Origin of the sequence: Rhodococcus wratislaviensis, from assembly GCF_900455735.1 — a bacterium.
GTDB lineage: Bacteria > Actinomycetota > Actinomycetes > Mycobacteriales > Mycobacteriaceae > Rhodococcus_F > Rhodococcus_F wratislaviensis.
The window spans coordinates 127,352-145,383 of record NZ_UAUI01000011.1 but is presented as its reverse complement, the minus strand read 5'-3'; the positions used below and the strand labels follow the sequence as shown (position 1 = coordinate 145,383).

The window sequence follows — 18,032 nt, the reverse complement described above, 5'->3', positions numbered from 1 at the left end:
TGGGTGCAGACTGGATCCATGGTGTCGACGCAGCGCGAGCGGGAAGACAAGTACGAGGTGGGGCTCGAGTTCGTCCTGCCGGATCTCGAGGACGTGTTGCCTGCCGAGGGACGGATCGAGCAGGGCACGGTGAATCTGAACAGCGTCTACTACGACACGGATGACCGCGATCTGCTCCGTCAGAAGATCACGTTCCGCCGCCGGACCGGGGACGCCGATGTGGGATGGCAGTTGAAGGTCCCCGCAGACAAAGCACGCACCGAGATCCGCATGCCTCGAGGCGAGAGCGACGCGGTGCCCGACGAGTTGGCGACCCTGATTGCGGGTGTCGCACTGGGCGAACCCGTGCACCCGGTGGCGACGCTGAAAACCGTGAGACGCACGCAGCGACTCCTCGACCGGGACGACCGTCTGCTGGCGGAAGTGGCCGACGACCGCGTGCGCGGCGCCGTCGCCGGTGACCGCGCTGTCCTCAGCGAGTGGCGGGAGGTGGAGGTCGAGCTCGGCGACGCCGGGGACGAGAAACTGCTCGGGAAGATCGGCAAACGCCTCACCCGCCGTGGTGCGCAGCCGTCCCCGTATCCGTCGAAGCTCAGCCGTGTGCTCACCGCCGCGCACCTCGCGGTCGACGGCTGGGACACGACGCGAACGACAGTGGAAGCGGTGCTCGTCGACTATCTGGATTCCCAAGTCCAGGCGATCGTGGCAGGCGACGTGTGGTTGCGGCGTGGGCTGGACCCCGTCCACCCCACCCGCGTGGGGATCCGACGTTTCCGCAGCACGCTGCGGGTATTCCGGCGCCTGTTCGAGCCGGCCGCGCGGGCAGAACTCGACGCGGAACTCTCGTGGTACGCGGGACTGCTGGGGGAGGTGCGGGATCGGCAGGTGCAACGCGCACGCTTCGCGGACGCGCTCGCCGCCCTGCCTTCGGAACTCGTGTTGGGCCCGGTTTCCGCGCGCATCGAGAACGATCTGCTCGCCGAGCAACTCCGTCGTACGAAGGAAGTGATGGAAGCCCTCGACGGTGACCGCTACCGCGCGCTGCTGGCTACCCTGGCGCGGTGGCGCACCACGCCGCCGCTGACCGCCGCGGCGGGCGACGATCCCCGGGTTATCGAAAAGTCGGTGCGGAAAGCCGAACGCAAGGCGCTCACACGCGTCGCCGCCGCGGCTGCCGGCGACGACGATGCGGCCCTGCACCGCGCGCGGAAGGCCGCCAAGCGAGCCCGGTACGCGGCCGAACTGGCCGCACCGAGTCTCGGGAAGAAAACTGCACAGAAGAAGGCCGCACGGTTCAAGAAGATGCAGCGAGTTCTCGGCGAGCACCAGGACAGCGTCGTCGCCGCGGAGACGCTCCGGACGCTCGGTGCCCGCGCCGGCACGACACCGGGCGAGAACGGATTCACGTTCGGCCTGTTGTACGGCCTGGAATTGCAGAATGCGCGGCAGGCCCGGGAGGACGCCGCCGGGCTCGCGGCGGGCTAGTAGTCGGGGTCAGCCGGCCGGAATCGGCGCGAGATACCGCAGCGTCGGGGGCGGACCCGCACCGCAATCGACGAACCACACGCCCCCTTTCGCGGTCGCCCCCGAGGGCGGGGCGTCCGGTGCGCCTCGCGACCGCGCGAACTCGGCCAGCGCGTTGAGGATCTCCCCGTGGGTGCAGAAGGCTGCCCCGTCGGCTTCGGGTCCGTGTAATAGGGCGAACAGTTCGTCGGGCGTTGCGTCCGGTGCCAGCAGTGGGTGATCGGCGACACGCAGACCGACCGCCTCGGCGAGCGGCAGAAGGGTCTGGCGACAGCGGGTGGTGGGACTCGAGAACAGTGTCGCGATCTCGATGCCGCGCAGCGCCGCGACAAGGCCGTGGGCCTGGTCGTGCCCGAGCGGGCTCAGCGGACGGTCGGCGTCGGGGCCGTCCCATTTCTTCTTCTCGCCTGCATGGGCGTGCCGGACCAGGACGAACATTCTCACCTTCTCCCGGCGTAGGGATAGTCGTTGAAGACTCCCACGCGAGACGACAATTGGCCACCACGGCTTCTCGACAGTCAGGTGCGGCGGGACGAGCGGATCCCGTAGATCACGGCCCCGACACCGAGGACGATCACACCCGAGATCACCGAGGCACGAGGAAGGAACGCGGCGAGAACGAGACATCCGGCGGCGCCGACGACGGCCACCAGCCGCGGCCACGGTTTCGCGGACAAGGTCCAGGCCGACGCGTTGGCGATCAGGTAGTAGACCAGCACCGCGAACGAGGAGAACCCGATGACGCCGCGCAGATCCGCTGTCGCGGCGAGAATCGCCACCACCGCACCGACCGCCAACTCCGCCCGATAGGGCACCGCGAACCGGGGGTGGACGGCGCCGAGCAGACGTGGCAGGTGGCCGTCCCGTGCCATCGCGAACGTGGTCCGCGAAACCCCGAGGATCAGGGCCAGCAGCGAGCCGAGCGCCGCGATCACCGCGGCGACCCGGACCGCCGGCTCGAGGCCCCCGAACCCCACGGCGGCGACGGCCTGCGCGAGTGGATCCGTCGCTGCAGCGAGTGCGTCGGCGCCGAGAGCGTTCAATACGGCGATCGCGACGCACAGGTACACGACGAGTGTGATCGCCAGGGCGATGGGGATCGCCCGGGAGATGGTCCGGGCCGGGTCCTTCACCTCCTCGCCGAGCGTGGCGATCCGGGCGTACCCGGCGAACGCGAAGAACAGGAGGCCGGCGGCCTGGAGGACTCCGGCCACGCCGTGCCCGGAGGTGATCGCGAGGCCATCGAAGCCGGTGTCGGAACCGGTCAGGCACACGACGACGACCACTGCGAGGACGGCGAGTACCGCGAACACGATGCCCCGGGTGACCAGGGCCGACTTCTGCACGCCCAGGTAGTTCACCGCCGTGATGGCGGCGACCGTGACGACCGCGACGACGTGCTCGCGGCCGGGCCAGGCGTAGGCGCCGACGGTCAGGGCCATCGCGGCACACGAGGCGGTCTTGCCGACCACGAATCCCCAGCCCGCGAGATACCCGAAAAACGGTCCCAGGCGTTCACGGCCGTAGACATAGGTGCCACCCGATTGCGGGTACAGCGCGGCGAGCCGAGCCGAGGAATCGGCATTGCAGTACGCGATCACCGCGGCCACTGCCAACCCGACGAGTAGGGCGCCACCGGCGGCGGACGCGGCAGGCCCCAGCGCGGCGAAGATCCCCGCCCCGATCATCGACCCGAGGCCGATCATCACCGAGTCGAACACCCCCAACCGGCGGCGCAACTGTGGTCTCGCGGGCGGGTGCACGTCGTTGCCTTCCGAAACCTCGTCACCGGCCATGCGTGGCAGTTTCCCTTCGGACGTGCGGATGTCGGGCAGTCCAACGCTAGCGTTCGTCGGGGACCCACACGTGAACCCTTCGGGACCAAGCAGTTTCGGCACGGCGACAGGATCGCTGGCCACGGCCAGGGTTGCGACGGTCGGGGCGCGGCAGGTGCGGGCATCGCACTCGAAACACCGATAACCGCCCGAAGGGGGTGATTTCCGCCAACGGGTCGGACCATAATTGTTTCATCGGGAAAACGGATACACCGAAATCATTTCCAACCCGAGAATCATCGACCGGTGAGAAGCCGGGCGACAATCGAATCAAAGGTGACATCAGATGAACACGTTCGCATTGCGCACGGCGGTTACGTCGGCTGCGATCGCCGCCTTTTTTGCGCTCGGTTCAGGCGTCGCAGCGGCGGCACCGGCATTTCATGGAGACCCGAACACACCTGGCACACAACTCCACGTCCACAACGACCCCAATACCCCCATGGACAACAACAGTTACCAGTGCGGGGCGATCGGCGTCGGGGGCGCGGGAGTCGGATCGAACCCTCCCGGAGGAAGCGGGCAACTGAACGGCGTCTTCTTCGGCAGCGGCCCGGTTCAGGGTGGTTGCATCGGAAATGACGGGTCGGTGCACTTCCCGTCCGGACGGGCCGAGTAGTACGGCCTGATCCGCGCCCCGGCCGTCCGCTGCGTTGCACCCTGATTCGACATCTGTCAATATCGACGCATGTCGAATCAGGAGTTGTCGGACGGTGGTGCGTGTTGCTCGCCGCTCGCGCGTGAACCACTCACCGAGGACTGGGCCGGGGATCTGGCCCGGATGTTCAAGGCCCTCGGCGATCCGGTGCGCCTGCGCCTGCTGAGCCTGATCGCCAGCCACGCCGGCGGTGAAGCCTGCGTCTGCGACATCTCCGAGTCGTTCGACCTGTCGCAGCCGACGATCTCGCACCACCTGAAAGTGCTCCGCGCCGCCGGCCTGCTCGACTGCGAGCGTCGCGGCACCTGGGTGTATTACTGGGTGATCCCGTCGGCGCTGCAGCAGCTGTCCTCTGTACTGCTGACCGAGAGCGGCCCCGCCGTGCCGTCCCCCGCGTGCGCCGAGGCGCAGGCATGAGCGGGGCAACCACAACCACTACCGGGCACCCCGCCGTCGTCGGCAAACTCTCCACCCTCGACCGGTTCCTGCCGGTGTGGATCGGCGTCGCCATGGTCGGCGGACTGCTCCTCGGCCGGATGATTCCCGGGCTCGGGGACGCCCTGAGCGCCGTCGAGATCGACGGCATCTCGTTGCCGATCGCCCTCGGCCTGCTGATCATGATGTACCCGGTGCTCGCCAAGGTTCGCTACGACCGACTCGACGCCGTCACCGGCGACCGCAGGTTGCTCATCGGCTCGTTGGTACTGAACTGGGTGCTCGGTCCGGCGCTGATGTTCGCCCTGGCCTGGCTGCTGCTGCCGGATCTGCCGGAGTACCGCACCGGTCTGATCATCGTCGGCCTGGCCCGCTGCATCGCCATGGTCATCATCTGGAACGACCTCGCCTGCGGCGACCGGGAGGCCGCCGCCGTGCTGGTCGCGATCAATTCGGTGTTCCAGGTGATCATGTTCGCGGTGCTCGGCTGGTTCTACCTGTTCGTGCTGCCCGGGTGGCTCGGCCTCGAGCAGACCACCATCGACACATCGCCGTGGCAGATCGCGAAGTCGGTGCTCATCTTCCTGGGCATCCCGTTGCTCGCCGGCTACCTGACCCGCCGGTTCGGTGAGAAGGCCAAGGGCCGCACCTGGTACGAGAGCAACTTCCTCCCGAGGATCGGGCCCTGGGCGCTGTACGGGTTGCTGTTCACGATCGTGATTCTCTTCGCCCTGCAGGGTGACCAGATCACCTCCCAGCCGTGGGACGTCGTCCGGATCGCGATCCCCCTGCTGGCGTATTTCGCGATCATGTGGGGCGGTGGCTACGCCCTCGGCGCGGCCATGGGTCTGGGTTACGAGCGCACCACCACCCTGGCGTTCACCGCCGCGGGCAACAACTTCGAACTCGCCATCGCCGTGGCCATCGCCACCTACGGCGCCGCCTCCGGGCAGGCCCTGGCCGGTGTCGTCGGACCGCTGATCGAGGTCCCCGTCCTCGTCGGACTGGTCTACGTGTCGCTCGCGCTGCGTTCCCGGTTCCACGCGTCCGTCACGAAAGGTTCGCTCCCATGACCACGCCCAGCGTGTTGTTCGTCTGCGTCCACAACGCCGGCCGCTCCCAGATGGCTGCCGGATTCCTCTCCCACCTCGCCGGTGACGCAATCGAGGTCCGCTCCGCCGGGTCCGCGCCGGCCGAGACCGTCAACGCTGCCGCCGTGGAGGCCATGGCCGAGGTCGGGATCGACATCTCCGACCAAACCCCGAAGATCCTCACCCCCGACGCCGTCGACACCTCCGACGTGGTCATCACCATGGGCTGCGGCGACGCCTGCCCCGTCTTCCCCGGGGTCAGCTACCGGGACTGGGCGCTCGACGATCCGGCAGGCAAGGGCGTCGACGCGGTTCGTCCGATCCGCGACGAGATCAAGGCGCGAGTCGAAGCCCTGATCGCCGAGCTGGTCCCCGCCAGCGCCTGAGACGCGAACCGGCACCGAGCCGCCGGTCGAGTGACTAGGGTCGATCCGTATGACCACACTCAACGCCGCCGGACGGGTCGGCGCCACGGTCCTTGCGACCGTCGCGATCTCCGGCTTCCTCGCGTCGGGAACGGCGGCGGCCGCGCCGAGCACGGTGCCGTTCCAGGTCGACCCCGTCATCCCGCTCGTCGAACTGCCCACGCCCCACCTTGCCGCGACCGTCGGCGACCAACCGGGCGTCGCCGTGTTGCACGTGCGCCGCACGCCGGGGGACGGAAACCCGCACTCCGCGGTCGTCCACTGGGTGAGTCTCGGCACGGGTGCGTCCGGTTCCGTATCGTTCCCGACGCTGGATGCTCAACCCGTCACCATTCGTCCGGGCTCGGGTCAGGTCGTCGCATTCGTCGACCCGCAGGCGATCGGGACACCGGGCTTCGGCACGTTCTTCGTTCCCTGACACCCGGGTGACGGTCAGATCGCGGTCTCCTGCGCCGACAGTGCCATCCACGTGCCGTTCTGCTTGACGAACACGTCGGTGAAGCGTTCTCGGGCCAGCACATTGCCCGACTCGGTGAGGGTGTTGACGCCATGGATCACGGCGGTGTCGCCGACGATGTCGACGGACTGCTCGGTGGCATTCATCGTGAACGTCACCGGAACGATGCTCGCGATCTCCTCGTCACGACCGAGCAGTGTTCCCTCACTCGTGATGTGCTTGAAATCGGGGCTCAGGATCGATTCGATCGTGTCACGGTCGCCGGCGGTGATGGCCGTCAGCCACCTCGCTTCCTGAGCGAGAACCGCGTCCTGTTCCTCGGTGGCGCTGACCGATGCGGTCGCCGATATCGACACCGACGCCGTCTCACTCGTGTCGCCGCCGCATCCGGCCAGTCCACCGAACACCAGCACCGCAACGACGACGCCGATCGCATTTCGTGTCGCACCGACGTTCATACCGACTCCAGGTGGCCGCGGGTTTCGGTCTCTCACAACAGTGACACACCCCGCCCCGCCCGCGGCCGAAAACTACGGAGCCCCGCCCCGTACTACAGGCCCCTCCCCGGATTCAGGATTCCCGTCGGGTCGAATGCCTCCTTGACCCGGGCCATCAACTCACGTTCGGTGGCACCCACCATCGCCTCCATGTACGGCTCCTTGAGCACTCCGATTCCGTGCTCGCCGCTGATCGATCCGCCCAGAGCCAGGCACTCGACCACCATCTCGTCGAACGACTGCAGCGCCCGTGCGGACTGCTCGCTGTCGGACGCGTCGAACACGATGGTCGGGTGCAGGTTGCCGTCCGCGGCATGGCCGAACGTGCCGATCGTCAGGTCGTAGCGCGTCGCAATGCCCTCGATGGCCTGCAGCATCTCGGGTAGCCGGTGCACCGGGACGGACAGGTCGTCGAGCAGCGTGGAGCCCCGCCGCTCCAACGCGGTCAGTGCCACACGGCGCGCCTGCATGAATGCTTCGCCCTCCACCGGGTCGTCGGTGTCGTACACCTCGGTGGCGCCGGCGTCGGCACAGGCCTGCGCGCAGATCCGGGCTTCGGCGGTGGAATCCCTTCCATCGCATTGGATCAGCAGGAGCGCCCCGGCGGACTCGTCGAGGCCCATGTGCGTCATGTCGTTGACGGCGGCGATGGTCGTGCGGTCCATCAGTTCCGCCAGACACGGCTCGGCGACCTGCCGGATCGCGAGCACCGCCTCGATGGCCTGCGCGGTCTCGGGGAAGCTGGCGACCACCGTCGCGGCGGCGGTGGGCGCCGCCCGCAACCGCATGGTCGCTTCCACGATCACCGCGAGGGTTCCCTCGGATCCGACGAGCAGTTGCGTAAGATTCAGCCCTGCAACGTTTTTGCGCGTCGTCGCGCCCGTGTGGATGATCCGTCCGTCCGCGAGCACAGCTTTGATGCGGGCCACGTGATCGCCGGTGACGCCGTACTTGGCGCAGCAGGTGCCCCCCGCGTTGGTTGCGAGGTTGCCGCCGATGCTCGAGATGGCCCGGCTGCCCGGGTCCGGCACATACCAGAGCCCGTGCTCGGCGGCCGCCGCCGCCAGGTCGCCGTTGATCACGCCGGGCTGCACAGTTGCGGTCCGTGCGGCCGGATCGATGTCGAGGACGGCGTTCATCTTCTCCATGCTCAACACGATGCACCCGTCGAGCGCGTTCGCGGCTCCGGCGAGACCGGTGCCGGCGCCGCGGGTGACGACCGGAACACCGTGCCGGTGAGCAATTTTCAGTGCTGCCACGACATCGTCCGTGTCGCGTGCACGGACCAGCGCGAGCGGCATTCCCGCCGCGGTCAGCAGCGATTGGTCGCGCCGGTAGGCGAGCATCAGGTCGGGTTCGGTGACGACGGCGTCGCCGAGGGCGGCTGTCAGTTCGGAGACGGGGGTCAGTACGTCGAGACTCATGGAACCATCCATCCGAGTACGGGGGTCGATTGCAGGTAGATGATGATCGTGAGGAACGCGAGCAGTCCCAGGCTCCACCCGACGAGTTTGCGCAGAATGGCCCCCTCACTGCCGGGAAGTCCCACCGCTGCGACGGCCACCGAAAGGTTCTGCGGCGACAGCATCTTGCCGAGCACGCCTGCCGAGGAGTTGGCGGACGCCATCAGCACCGGATCGAGCCCGGCCTGTTGTGCCGCGGTCATCTGCATGACGCCGAACAACGAGTTGGACGACGTGTCGGAACCGGTGATGGCGACGCCGATCCACCCGATCACGGGGGACAGGATCGCGAACAACCCGCCGGTGGAGGCCAGCGCCATTCCGAGACTGCCCGTCTGACCGGACAGGTTCATCACGAACGCCAGCGCCAGGACCGCAGTCACGGTGACGATGGTCCACCGCAGCTGCACGAGAGTGTCCCAGTACGCGCGGAGCGCCTCCCGGATCCCGATGCCGTAGATCACAGTGGTCACGACCGCCGACAAGAGCAGAAGTGTGCCCGTCGCCCGCAGATGGTCGAGCTTGAACGTCTGTGCGCCGACGGCGTTTCCGTCCGGATCGACAATGTCGAGTCCGGGCCAGGCGAAGGCGACGGTGCCGACATCGGCGAGCCAGGACTTCACGACCGGCACCTGAGCGAGGGAGAAGATCGCGATGATCGTCACGTAGGGGGCGAGCGCATAGACGGCGCGGCGCCCGCGCCCGTAGTGGTCGAAACGGCCGGGTGACGTGGGTGCCGTCGTGTCGGCTCCCGATCCCGTCGTGATGCCGACCCCGATACCGGCGCCCACGGGGGCCCGGCCGCCGTCGCGTGCCGGCACGTCGGGGGTGGCCGCCAAGGTCTCGGCGGGACTCCAGAATTTCAGCATGCCGAGCACGGCGATCACGGTGACGATCGCTGCGACCACGTCCGTCAACTCGACCGTGAAGTAGTTGGCCGTGAGGAACTGTGCGAACCCGAAGACGAGTCCGGCGACCAGCGCGACCGGCCACGTCTGGCGGACGCCACGGCGGCCGTCGACCAGGAAGACCATCACCAGCGGGATGATGGCGGCGATGAACGGGGTCTGACGTCCCGCCATGGCGGACAGGTCGTCGAGCGGCAACCCGGTCACCCCGGCGAGCGCCAGGATCGGCGCACCGAGCGCGCCGAACGCGACCGGCGCCGTGTTCGCGAGGAGCGAGGTGCACGCGGCTTTGAGCGGTTTCATGCCCGCAGCCAGCAACATCGCCGCCGAGATCGCGACAGGAGCGCCGAAGCCGGCGAGTGACTCGAGGAGAGCGCCGAAGCAGAAGGCGATCAGGATGGCCAGAATGCGCTGGTCATCGGAGATCGACCGAATCACCCGGCCCAGTTCCTCGAACCAGCCACTGACGACGGTCAGCTTGTAGACGAAGAGGGCGTTGACGAGGATCCAGAGAATCGGAAACAGCCCGTAGAAAGCGCCTTCCGCGGTAGCACTCGCCGCCTGTCCGATGGGCATCTGCCAGCCGACGATCGCCGCGCAGACCGCGAGGGCGAGTGCGATCAGGGCTGCCCGGTGCGCTTTCCACCGGAACACTCCCAGCATCACGAACATCGCCAGGAGCGGCACCGCCGCGATGACTGCCGACCATCCCAGCGACCCTCCGATCGGGTCCAGTGTCTGTTGATACATCGAGATCTCCTCTGTGATTGCCGCCACTCCGCTCACCGATTGTCAGACAAGTACTCACGACTGTCAAGAACGCATGTGCGTCGTCGTGGGAAGATCGGGTAGTTCATCCACGAGTGGAGGAGATCGACATGGCGGGACGGGTCTCGGCGCTCTCGATAGTCGACGCGCTGGCTGTGGAGCTGCGTCAACGACTGTTTTCCGGCGAACTCACCCACGACGACGCGCTGACCGAGGCCGAAGTTGCCCGCAGCTACGAAGTGGCCCGACCGACCGCGAAAGCGGCCATCGAGAAGCTGGTGGGCGAGGGATTGCTGCAGCGCAGCACCCACAAGACCGCACGCGTGCCGAACCTCGGGCCCGATGACGTCCGCGACATCTACCGAACCCGCGAACATCTCGAAGCCGCCGTGCTGCGCGAACTGTCGAAGACCCGCATCGTTCCCGACGAGGCCGTGGACGCCAATGCGGAGATCTCGGCGATGACCGACGCCACCCCGCTCGCGATCGTCGAACCGGACATGCGGTTCCACACGGCACTGGTCACCGCGATGGGCAGCCCACGGACCAGCCGCGCCTTCCGGGCGCTGGTGTCCGAAGTGCGGCTGTGCATGGTCCAGGTTCAGGGCAAGCATCTACTGACAAACCAGAGCATCGCCGCCGAGCATCAGCAGATACTCGATGCCATCGCAGCCGGCGACGGGGACGCGGCCGCGGAGATACTCACCAGCCACCTCAGCCGGGCGCGGGAACGCCTGGCCGCGGCCCTCGGTGGCATTCCCGGCCCCGAGGCCGAGCTGACCGAACCGTGAGCGCACCCCAGGCGGCGGTGCTCCGAACCTGACCGCGTGGGGGAGCTGACTCCCCTACCGCTCGATCACCGACACCGAGTCGTCGAGGTTGACGACGTAGGCGGTGTGGCTGGTCGGGTCCACGGCCACACCCTGCGGACCGCTCCCGACCGGGACGGTGTCGGTGACGGTGCGGGTCTCGGTGTCGATCACGGACACCGAACGGTCATCCAAATTGGTGACGTACACGGTGCGCGCCGACGGGTCGACTGTCGCCCCGTAGGGCTGCTTCCCGACCTGGAGGGTGTCTGTGACGGTGAGGGTTTCGGGATCGATCACCGACACTGCCCCGCCCGGTCCCGTCGTCGCGACGTACAGCGCATGGGTCGACGGATCGACGCCCATTCCCCCGGGCCGGTCCCCGACCTCGACGGTGGCGGAGACGGTGCGGGTCCCGGTGTCGATCACGGACACCGAACCGTCTTCGACGTTGGCGACATAGAGGGTGTGGGTCGACGGATCCACCTCGATGCCCTGGGGCACGGCACCGACCGGGATGGTGGCCGTGACGGTCCGCGATCCGATGTCGATCACCGACACCGCGCCCTCGGCCAGACTCGTCACATACGCCGTGTGGGTGGACGGATCGACCGCCACCCCGGCCGGGGCCCGGCCCACCTCGATGGCGCTGATGCCGCCGTCGGCGTCGATCATCGACAGCAAGTCGTCGCGACTGCTGGTGACGTATGCGGTGCCGGTGGACGGGTCGACCGTCACATCGAGCAGTGGTCCCTCACCGACATTCACCGTGGCGGTGACTGTGGGTGTCCCCAACGGGGCATCGTCGACGGTGGAGTCGCTCCGCGACTGCCCGCACGCCGCAACGGTGAAGAGCATCGCGGCCACGGTAACCCAAGGCGTCCACGCGCTGCGTGGCCTGTGAACGCCGACCATTCCGTCCACGACTTCCCCCGTCGACTACGGATCTCCCGTAGTCGCCATTCTCCCACCGCCAGCCGTGCGGAATGTCCGAGTTGTGCCGAACGGCAGCCTCGTCGAAGCGAGGAGGGAACTCAGGCCGCTCCTGCTTGGTCGATGCTCATGCCACGGGTTTCACGAGCACCGAACATGACGGGGCCGAGGCACACGAGGAAGATCGCACAGATCAGCCAGAACGGTGCACTCGCCCCCAGCGTCGTCTGTATGAAGGGGATCGATGCGACGACGAGGACTCCACCGAAGCACCTGCTCGCGGATTCCACGAATCCGGCGGCGGTTCCCCGCGCATGGGTGGGGAATTGCTCGGAAGTGAACAGTTTGGTGAAGGGAACCAAACCCGTGCAGAAGAACGCGCTGACAATCCCGCATGTGACAGCGAGTGCAATGTTCTGAGACAGTGCGAGCGCGCTGAATCCGAAGATCGCGCCGACGCTGTAGAGGAGGAAGGTCTTCTTGCGGCCGAGCCTGTCGGCGAACTGTCCCACCGCGATCGCCCCCACCGCGCCGGCAATGATGATTCCAATGGTGGTGACCAACGCTCCCCGGGGTGTCATCCCCATATCCGCGTACATGACCGAGGCGTAGACCAAAAGCACATAGGCGCCCGCGCTTGCACCGGCGCAGATCAGCAGGCACAGCATGAATCTCCCGAGAAGTGGCCGGCGAAACAGATCGGCTGTCCCGCTTCCTCGTTCGGCGCCCGCCTCGTATTCGACCCGTACGACGGCGGCGATCTCCGGGTGCACGAGCTCGTTCTCGTGCCTGTACCCGGCCTCGCGTTCCAGCTGCTCGACCAGTGCCCGCGCCTCGTCTGCGCGACCCTTCAACAACAGCCACCGAGGACTTTCGGGCAGATTCCGATAGATCAGCGGCACCGCGAGGATCGGCAGGCCACCGAGGAGGAACAGGATGCGCCAGGCCAGATCGACCGGCAGATCACCGACCATGACGAGGGCCGCCGCCTGCGGGACCAGATAGCTCAGCGCGAGCACCGCAGACGCCGCCGCGATCATTCTGGCGCGGGATCGGGTACCGAGCAGTTCGGAGAGCATGAGGTACGGAATGGGGAAGACCGCACCCAATGCGAGCCCGCCGAGAACACGCATCGCCATGATCCACCCGACATCCGCTGATACTGCGCACAGCGCCGAGAACAGCGAGAACAGCGAAACACCCCACAGTAGAACACTTTTACGGCCGTACCGGTCGATGACGCGGCCGGCGAGGGCTGCGCCCACGATGATGCCGCCGGTGGACGCGATCCCGAGCTGGGCGGTTCCCTGAGCCGTCAGGCCCCAGGGCTCCTTGACGAGCAACAAAATCGGCCCGATGACCCCCGTTTCGAACCCTTCGGCGACCCAGATGACGGTCACGAGAATAGTTGTCAGCAGAGCTGTCCGCGTCATCGGCAGCCGGTCGAGACGCGACAGCAGGTTGGCAGTCACCATGACTTCTGGCGCCGCAGTGGTCTTGTCCATGACGAACCTCCTTGGGTGTATTCGGGGTCGACGAAGTTCGCGACCGGCCCCGGTCGAAAGACGCGGATTTGGGCGCAGATTCAGCGATGGGTCAGTCGGTGCCGAGGATCATCACCATGTATGCGGACATGACCATTCCTCCGGCTTGCACGAGACAGGTACGCGCATCCGGGACCTGGCGTGCGTCGCATTCGCCGCGCAGCTGGCGGACGGCTTCGATCATCAGCTGCATTCCGAACTGACCGGAATGATTGAAGGAGAGCCCTCCCCCGGAGGTGTTGAGCGGAAACGTCCCGCCGGGGGCAATTCGCCCGCCACCGACGAATGTGCCGGCACCACCTGGTTCACAGAACCCGAGGCCTTCGAGCGCGACGAGCACGTTGATGGTGAATGCGTCGTAGATCTGGACGACGTCGACGTCCTGGCGGTCGAGCCGCGCCATCGCCAGCGCGTCGTCGGCGATCTCGCGTAGCGCTCCGTTGTCGAGCCAGTCCTCGCTGCCGAGCGGCGTCATGTGATGTCGGTAGGTGTCACCGAAACCTCGAATCGATACCGGTTTCTGCGCCAGATCGGCGGCCCGTCCCGCGCTCGTCAGGATCATGGCGCCGGCACCGTCGTTGATCTGGCAGATGTCGAGCTTGCGGAGTGGGTCGGCGATGACCGGTGACGCGAGATAGTCCTCCATGGTCAACGGTTCCCTACGTGCCGCGTTCGGATTGAGCTGCGCCCACCGGCGAGCGGCGAGGGCTACCTCTCCGAGCTGCTCTGGTACGCAGCCGAATCGGCTCCAGTACAGCTGGGCCAGCATGGCGTAGTACCCGACCGGATTGAGCATTCCGTACGGCGTCGCGAACTGGCCCATCGGTGACCGCGGGTCCTGGACGATCCCGCCCCGCGCGCGACTCTTGTCCAGATGCTGGGTGCTGCCATAAGTGACGAGGGCGACCTCGCACAGGCCTGCCTCGATTGCCGCCATCGCGTGGACCAGGTGGGTGATGTTGGACTGGCCGCCGACCACCGTGTTGTCGACGTACCGTGGGTGGATGTCCAGGTACTCGGACACGAGCAGTGCGTTCGCGCGGTCGTCCCAATGAGCGAAGACCCCGTCGATGTCGGCCGGGGCGAGCCCGGCCTCGAGCATCGCCAGGCGGGCGGCCCGGCATTGCAGCGACAGTGCCGTGGCACCGGCAGGCGCCTTGCCCAGACCGGTCTCGCCGACCCCGACGATGGCGTACCGTCCCGCTAGTGCTGCGTTGTCCGCCATCTCTCAGTCCGCCCGCAGGTGGGCGGCGATGATCTTGGCGCGGACGTCCTTCTTCAGGACCTTGCCGACGGCGCTGCGCGGCAACGACTCCCAGAACTCGACCTGCTTGGGTGTCTTCATGCTTCCGAACCGGTTGCGGCACATCTCGATTATGTTCTCGGCTGTCGCCTCGGACTCCGACTTCAGTTCGATCACCGCGGTGAGCCGCTCACCCCAGTCCTCGTCGGGCACGCCGACGACCGCGCAATCCTGCACGGCGGGATGCGACCAGATCAGCTGCTCGATCTCGCTGGGGTAAATGTTGAAACCGCCGGAGATCACCACGTCTTTCGTCCGGTCGACGACATAGAGGTATCCGCTCTCGTCGAAGACCCCGATGTCTCCAGTGTGGTGCCAGCCGAAGCGGTGGGCTTCGGCATTTGCCTCGGGGTTGTCGAGGTACCCGGGACAGACCAGCTCGCCTCGGGCGACGATCTCCCCGCGCTCACCGGCCGGGACGAAGTTGCCGGCCTCATCCATCAGCGCCACCTCACAAGCCCCGGTCGGCCGGCCCGCCGACGCGAGGTGCTTCACACCCGCGGAATCGTCCCGGAGGTAGTGATCCTGCCGGGACAGGCACGTGATCACACCCGGTGCCTCGGACTGACCGTAGAACTGGACGAAGACCTGACCCCACAGCTTCAGTCCTTCTTCGAGTTTGTCGACGGACATGGGTGCGGCGCCGTAGATGACGTACTCGAGGGAGGAACAATCGCGTGTTCGGGCGTCGGGATGCGCCAGGATCCGGTAGATCATTGTCGGCGGCAGGAACAGGTGCGTGACGTGCTCCCGCTCGATCAGTTCGAGGACCGTCGCGGGATCGGTCGACGGCGCGATCACGTTTCGGGTGCCGAAGGCCGAGAGCCCCATTGCCGTCGCTCCCGCAGCGTGGGTCAGCGGTGCAACCACCAGGTGCACCGGCTCCTTCGCTGGTGCGGTGAACTGGTTGGCGATCCGGTAGGCGGCGAGCAGACAGCGGTGGCTCTGCATGATGGCCTTCGGGCGGCCGGTGGTGCCGCCGGAAGACTTGATCAGCGCAATGTCGTCGAGGTCTCGTCGGGTGTTGCAGGTCTGTCCGCTGTGCTCCCGCTTCCAGGCCTCGGTGCTGAGCCCGGGCGCGGTGTGCTCACCGAACGCGATGCAGGCGGTGAGCGTGGGTACTTCGGACCGGATCCGGTCGATGTGGGGAAGGTACTGCTCGTGGTACACCAACGCCGACACCGCCGTGAATCGCATGAACCAGATCAGGTCCTCGATCTGGTCGCGGGCGTTGAGCGGCACATAGGTGGCGCCCGCACGCAGGATGCCGAGCATCGCCACGAAGCCGTCGGGATGGTTGGGGGACAGAATTCCGATCCTGCTGCTCGCCAGCCCTTCCCGGGTCAGTCCGTGCGCGATCGCGTGTGACGCGACCACGACGTCCCGGTAGCTGAGCCGCACTGTGTCGGACTGCAGAAACGTTCGCTCCGGGTACCGGGCGGCACCGGCGTCGAAGTAGTCGGTGATCATCGGTCGTCCACCTCTGTCAGAGTGAATTGGGGAAGGGTCGTCTCAGCGCTGATCCGTTCGAAACGCACTTCGACGCGGGCACCGACGCGGATGCGATCGATCGGACAGTCCACGATGTTGGTCAGCAGGCGCACTCCCTCGTCGAGGTCGATGACGGCCACGGCATAGGGAACCTTGTCCGCCATCGACGGATTGGCGGGAATCCGGCAGACCGTGAAGGTGTAGATGCTCCCCTCGCCCGCCGATTCCACCCATTCGAGGTTCTCGGAGAGGCAGGCGGTACAGAAAGCGCGGGGGTAGAACTGGTGACGCCCGCAATTCTCGCAGCGCTGGACCACCAAGTGTTCCTCCCGGGCCGCCTCCCAGTACCCCGCGGTCTCGGCGGTGGGCCGGGGTTCCGGCCGTAGTGTGGTGTCAGCCATTGGCCCGCAGTTCGATTCCGGGGGCCACCAGGCGCACGTTGTGCGTGCTCTGCATCCGCCCGAGGCCGGCCACCAGCTCCACGATCGACTGCTCGACGCGGAAGCTGTCCTCGACCGGGACGAGTGCGTCGATCTTCTGGTCGCCGTACATGTACCGCAGGATCATCTCGTCCGGCGACAGGTGCCCGTACCGCCTGCGCAGTTCCGGCAGGATCGGGTCGAGTTGCGGCGGTGTCTCGGATATGTCGCGCGACCCGTTGTTCATCACGAGGTCCTTGACGTTGTCGTCGACGGGCAGCGGCAGCGCACCGAAGTATCCGCACACATACTTCTTCACCTCGTCCGGAACCACGGCGTAACGCTCGGCGTTCAGGACGTTCATGACGGCCTGGGCGGCGACGATGGCGGGGAACGGCGTAGCCATGACCGGCGAACCCAATTCCTCACGGACACGTCCGATCTCCTCGATCACCGCAGGAAGTTTGTCGGCAATTCCGGCGGCCTTCAGCTGAGCCTCGAGATTCGTCATGGCGCCACCGGCGTACTGCGTCTGGTAATTGGCGGGATCGTACTCCGCGGGAACTCCGACGGGGTAGTCCAGTTGCGCGGCGAGCTTGCCCAGGTAGTCCCCGACCTCGTCGAGTGATCGGTCGTCGACGTCGACATCGAACCCCAGGGCGCGCAGATCCCGGGCCATCATCTGAGCCGACGGCAACGAGTTGCCGTTGGCCAGCGGATCGACGGCGGTCAGGATTTGATCCGCTCCGTACACGGCCGCTTCGAGCGCGACCTGCGGACCCATCCCGGTCAAACAGTGCGTGTTCAGCTCCAACCGGGTCTCGCCGATCGCCGCCCGCAGCGCCGGTACCAGCGTCCGGGTCCGTTCGACGGTCAGGCTGCCGCCCGCGTCGGCAAGGGAAATCGTGTCCACGCCGAACCTGTCGATGACCTCCCGAGCCTGCCGGACGTAGAAATCGTCGTCGTAACCCGGTGCGAGGTTGAACACGAGAGCGATCGTGACCTTCGCGCCGAGCCGCTTCGCGATGCGGATCCCGGGTGCCACGTTGTCCCACGAGTGCAGGGAGTCGAGGACCGCGAAGTCACGGATGCCATTGACGAACATCCGCTCGACGAACAGCTCGTTGATGTCGTCCGGTTGCGGGTAGAAGCCGTGAAGCAGGTTGCTGCGGACGGCCGCGCGTAGCGGGGCCGTCGTGATCCGGTCAGCGAGCAGCCGCACCCGTTCGAACGGGTCCTGATTGAGGAACAGAACTCCCGCGTCGAAGCCGACCATCGCGATGGCCTCGACGGCACCGAATCCCGCGTCGGCGATCCGCCTCGTGATGGGCAGCATGTGTTCGGTGCGCATCCGGGTCGCCCACAGGCACTGATGCGCATCCCGGAGTGTGCCGTCGGTGAGGGCGATCGTCCGGCGGCTACCCGTCCGGGCGAAGTCGGCCTCGACGAGGTGACGAAGGTTGGTGAGCACG

The 18,032-nt window shown here is 67.0% G+C and carries 18 protein-coding genes; 7 read left to right on the top strand and 11 right to left on the bottom strand.

The window, feature by feature from the left end; all coding sequences use genetic code 11:
• Window positions 1–18: 18 nt before the first annotated feature.
• The gene (locus tag DTA22_RS14410; protein WP_112299854.1) at window positions 19–1,485 is read left to right on the top strand and encodes a CYTH and CHAD domain-containing protein; all 1,467 of its coding nucleotides are present in this window, start codon (window positions 19–21) and stop codon (window positions 1,483–1,485) included.
• 9 nt (window positions 1,486–1,494) lie between these two features.
• Here DTA22_RS14410 and DTA22_RS14405 read toward each other — a convergent pair whose 3' ends face one another.
• On the bottom strand, window positions 1,495–1,962 hold the full coding sequence (locus DTA22_RS14405) for a SixA phosphatase family protein (RefSeq protein ID WP_112299853.1): 468 nt from the start codon (window positions 1,960–1,962) through the stop codon (window positions 1,495–1,497).
• 80 nt (window positions 1,963–2,042) lie between these two features.
• Window positions 2,043–3,320 carry an APC family permease gene (locus DTA22_RS14400; RefSeq protein WP_174233801.1) on the bottom strand — a complete coding sequence of 426 codons (1,278 nt, stop codon included), beginning with the start codon at window positions 3,318–3,320 and terminating at the stop codon, window positions 2,043–2,045.
• Window positions 3,321–3,645: 325 nt separating this feature from the next.
• Here DTA22_RS14400 and DTA22_RS14395 point away from each other — a divergent pair, with 325 nt between their 5' ends.
• The 5 genes from DTA22_RS14395 to DTA22_RS14375 all read left to right on the top strand — a co-directional run bounded on the left by DTA22_RS14395 (window position 3,646) and on the right by DTA22_RS14375 (window position 6,386).
• Window positions 3,646–3,978: a hypothetical protein gene (locus DTA22_RS14395; protein WP_112299852.1), complete on the top strand. Its 333-nt coding sequence runs from the start codon at window positions 3,646–3,648 to the stop codon at window positions 3,976–3,978.
• 69 nt (window positions 3,979–4,047) lie between these two features.
• Complete coding sequence (locus DTA22_RS14390) at window positions 4,048–4,434, top strand: ArsR/SmtB family transcription factor (RefSeq protein WP_112299851.1); 387 nt, start codon at window positions 4,048–4,050, stop codon at window positions 4,432–4,434.
• Window positions 4,431–5,525: an ACR3 family arsenite efflux transporter gene (gene arsB, locus DTA22_RS14385; protein ID WP_112299850.1), complete on the top strand. Its 1,095-nt coding sequence runs from the start codon at window positions 4,431–4,433 to the stop codon at window positions 5,523–5,525. Before DTA22_RS14390 ends, arsB begins: the two co-directional genes overlap by 4 nt.
• Window positions 5,522–5,929: an arsenate reductase ArsC gene (locus DTA22_RS14380; protein ID WP_112299849.1), complete on the top strand. Its 408-nt coding sequence runs from the start codon at window positions 5,522–5,524 to the stop codon at window positions 5,927–5,929. The genes arsB and DTA22_RS14380 overlap by 4 nt, the downstream gene beginning before the upstream one ends.
• Window positions 5,930–5,978: 49 nt before the next feature.
• Window positions 5,979–6,386: a hypothetical protein gene (locus DTA22_RS14375; RefSeq protein ID WP_112299848.1), complete on the top strand. Its 408-nt coding sequence runs from the start codon at window positions 5,979–5,981 to the stop codon at window positions 6,384–6,386.
• 14 nt (window positions 6,387–6,400) lie between these two features.
• On the opposite strand, the gene DTA22_RS14370 is transcribed toward DTA22_RS14375, so the two are convergent.
• The 3 genes from DTA22_RS14370 to DTA22_RS14360 form a co-directional block, all read right to left on the bottom strand.
• The gene (locus tag DTA22_RS14370) at window positions 6,401–6,883 is read right to left on the bottom strand and encodes a nuclear transport factor 2 family protein (RefSeq protein WP_112299847.1); all 483 of its coding nucleotides are present in this window, start codon (window positions 6,881–6,883) and stop codon (window positions 6,401–6,403) included.
• Between the two features lie 92 nt (window positions 6,884–6,975).
• Window positions 6,976–8,346, bottom strand: a complete 1,371-nt coding sequence (locus DTA22_RS14365) for an FAD-binding oxidoreductase (RefSeq protein WP_112299846.1) — start codon at window positions 8,344–8,346, stop codon at window positions 6,976–6,978.
• On the bottom strand, window positions 8,343–10,043 hold the full coding sequence (locus DTA22_RS14360) for an L-lactate permease (RefSeq protein WP_112299845.1): 1,701 nt from the start codon (window positions 10,041–10,043) through the stop codon (window positions 8,343–8,345). The genes DTA22_RS14365 and DTA22_RS14360 overlap by 4 nt, the downstream gene beginning before the upstream one ends.
• Before the next feature lie 128 nt (window positions 10,044–10,171).
• On the opposite strand from DTA22_RS14360, the gene DTA22_RS14355 reads away from it, so the two are divergent.
• The gene (locus DTA22_RS14355; protein ID WP_112300347.1) at window positions 10,172–10,852 is read left to right on the top strand and encodes a GntR family transcriptional regulator; all 681 of its coding nucleotides are present in this window, start codon (window positions 10,172–10,174) and stop codon (window positions 10,850–10,852) included.
• A 54-nt stretch (window positions 10,853–10,906) separates the two neighbouring features.
• On the opposite strand, the gene DTA22_RS14350 is transcribed toward DTA22_RS14355, so the two are convergent.
• The 6 genes from DTA22_RS14350 to DTA22_RS14325 form a co-directional block, all read right to left on the bottom strand.
• Window positions 10,907–11,728 (bottom strand): YncE family protein, encoded by an 822-nt coding sequence (locus DTA22_RS14350; protein WP_245973424.1) that lies wholly within the window; start codon window positions 11,726–11,728, stop codon window positions 10,907–10,909.
• Between the two features lie 176 nt (window positions 11,729–11,904).
• The gene (locus DTA22_RS14345; RefSeq protein WP_245973425.1) at window positions 11,905–13,308 is read right to left on the bottom strand and encodes an MFS transporter; all 1,404 of its coding nucleotides are present in this window, start codon (window positions 13,306–13,308) and stop codon (window positions 11,905–11,907) included.
• 91 nt (window positions 13,309–13,399) lie between these two features.
• Window positions 13,400–14,572 (bottom strand): thiolase C-terminal domain-containing protein, encoded by a 1,173-nt coding sequence (locus tag DTA22_RS14340; protein WP_112299843.1) that lies wholly within the window; start codon window positions 14,570–14,572, stop codon window positions 13,400–13,402.
• A gap of 3 nt (window positions 14,573–14,575) precedes the next feature.
• On the bottom strand, window positions 14,576–16,120 hold the full coding sequence (locus tag DTA22_RS14335) for a class I adenylate-forming enzyme family protein (protein ID WP_112299842.1): 1,545 nt from the start codon (window positions 16,118–16,120) through the stop codon (window positions 14,576–14,578).
• Entirely contained in the window at window positions 16,117–16,542 is a 426-nt protein-coding gene (locus DTA22_RS14330) for a Zn-ribbon domain-containing OB-fold protein (RefSeq protein ID WP_112299841.1), read from the bottom strand. Before DTA22_RS14330 ends, DTA22_RS14335 begins: the two co-directional genes overlap by 4 nt.
• Window positions 16,535–18,031 (bottom strand): pyruvate carboxylase, encoded by a 1,497-nt coding sequence (locus DTA22_RS14325; protein WP_112299840.1) that lies wholly within the window; start codon window positions 18,029–18,031, stop codon window positions 16,535–16,537. The genes DTA22_RS14330 and DTA22_RS14325 overlap by 8 nt, the downstream gene beginning before the upstream one ends.
• Window position 18,032 lies beyond the last annotated feature (1 nt).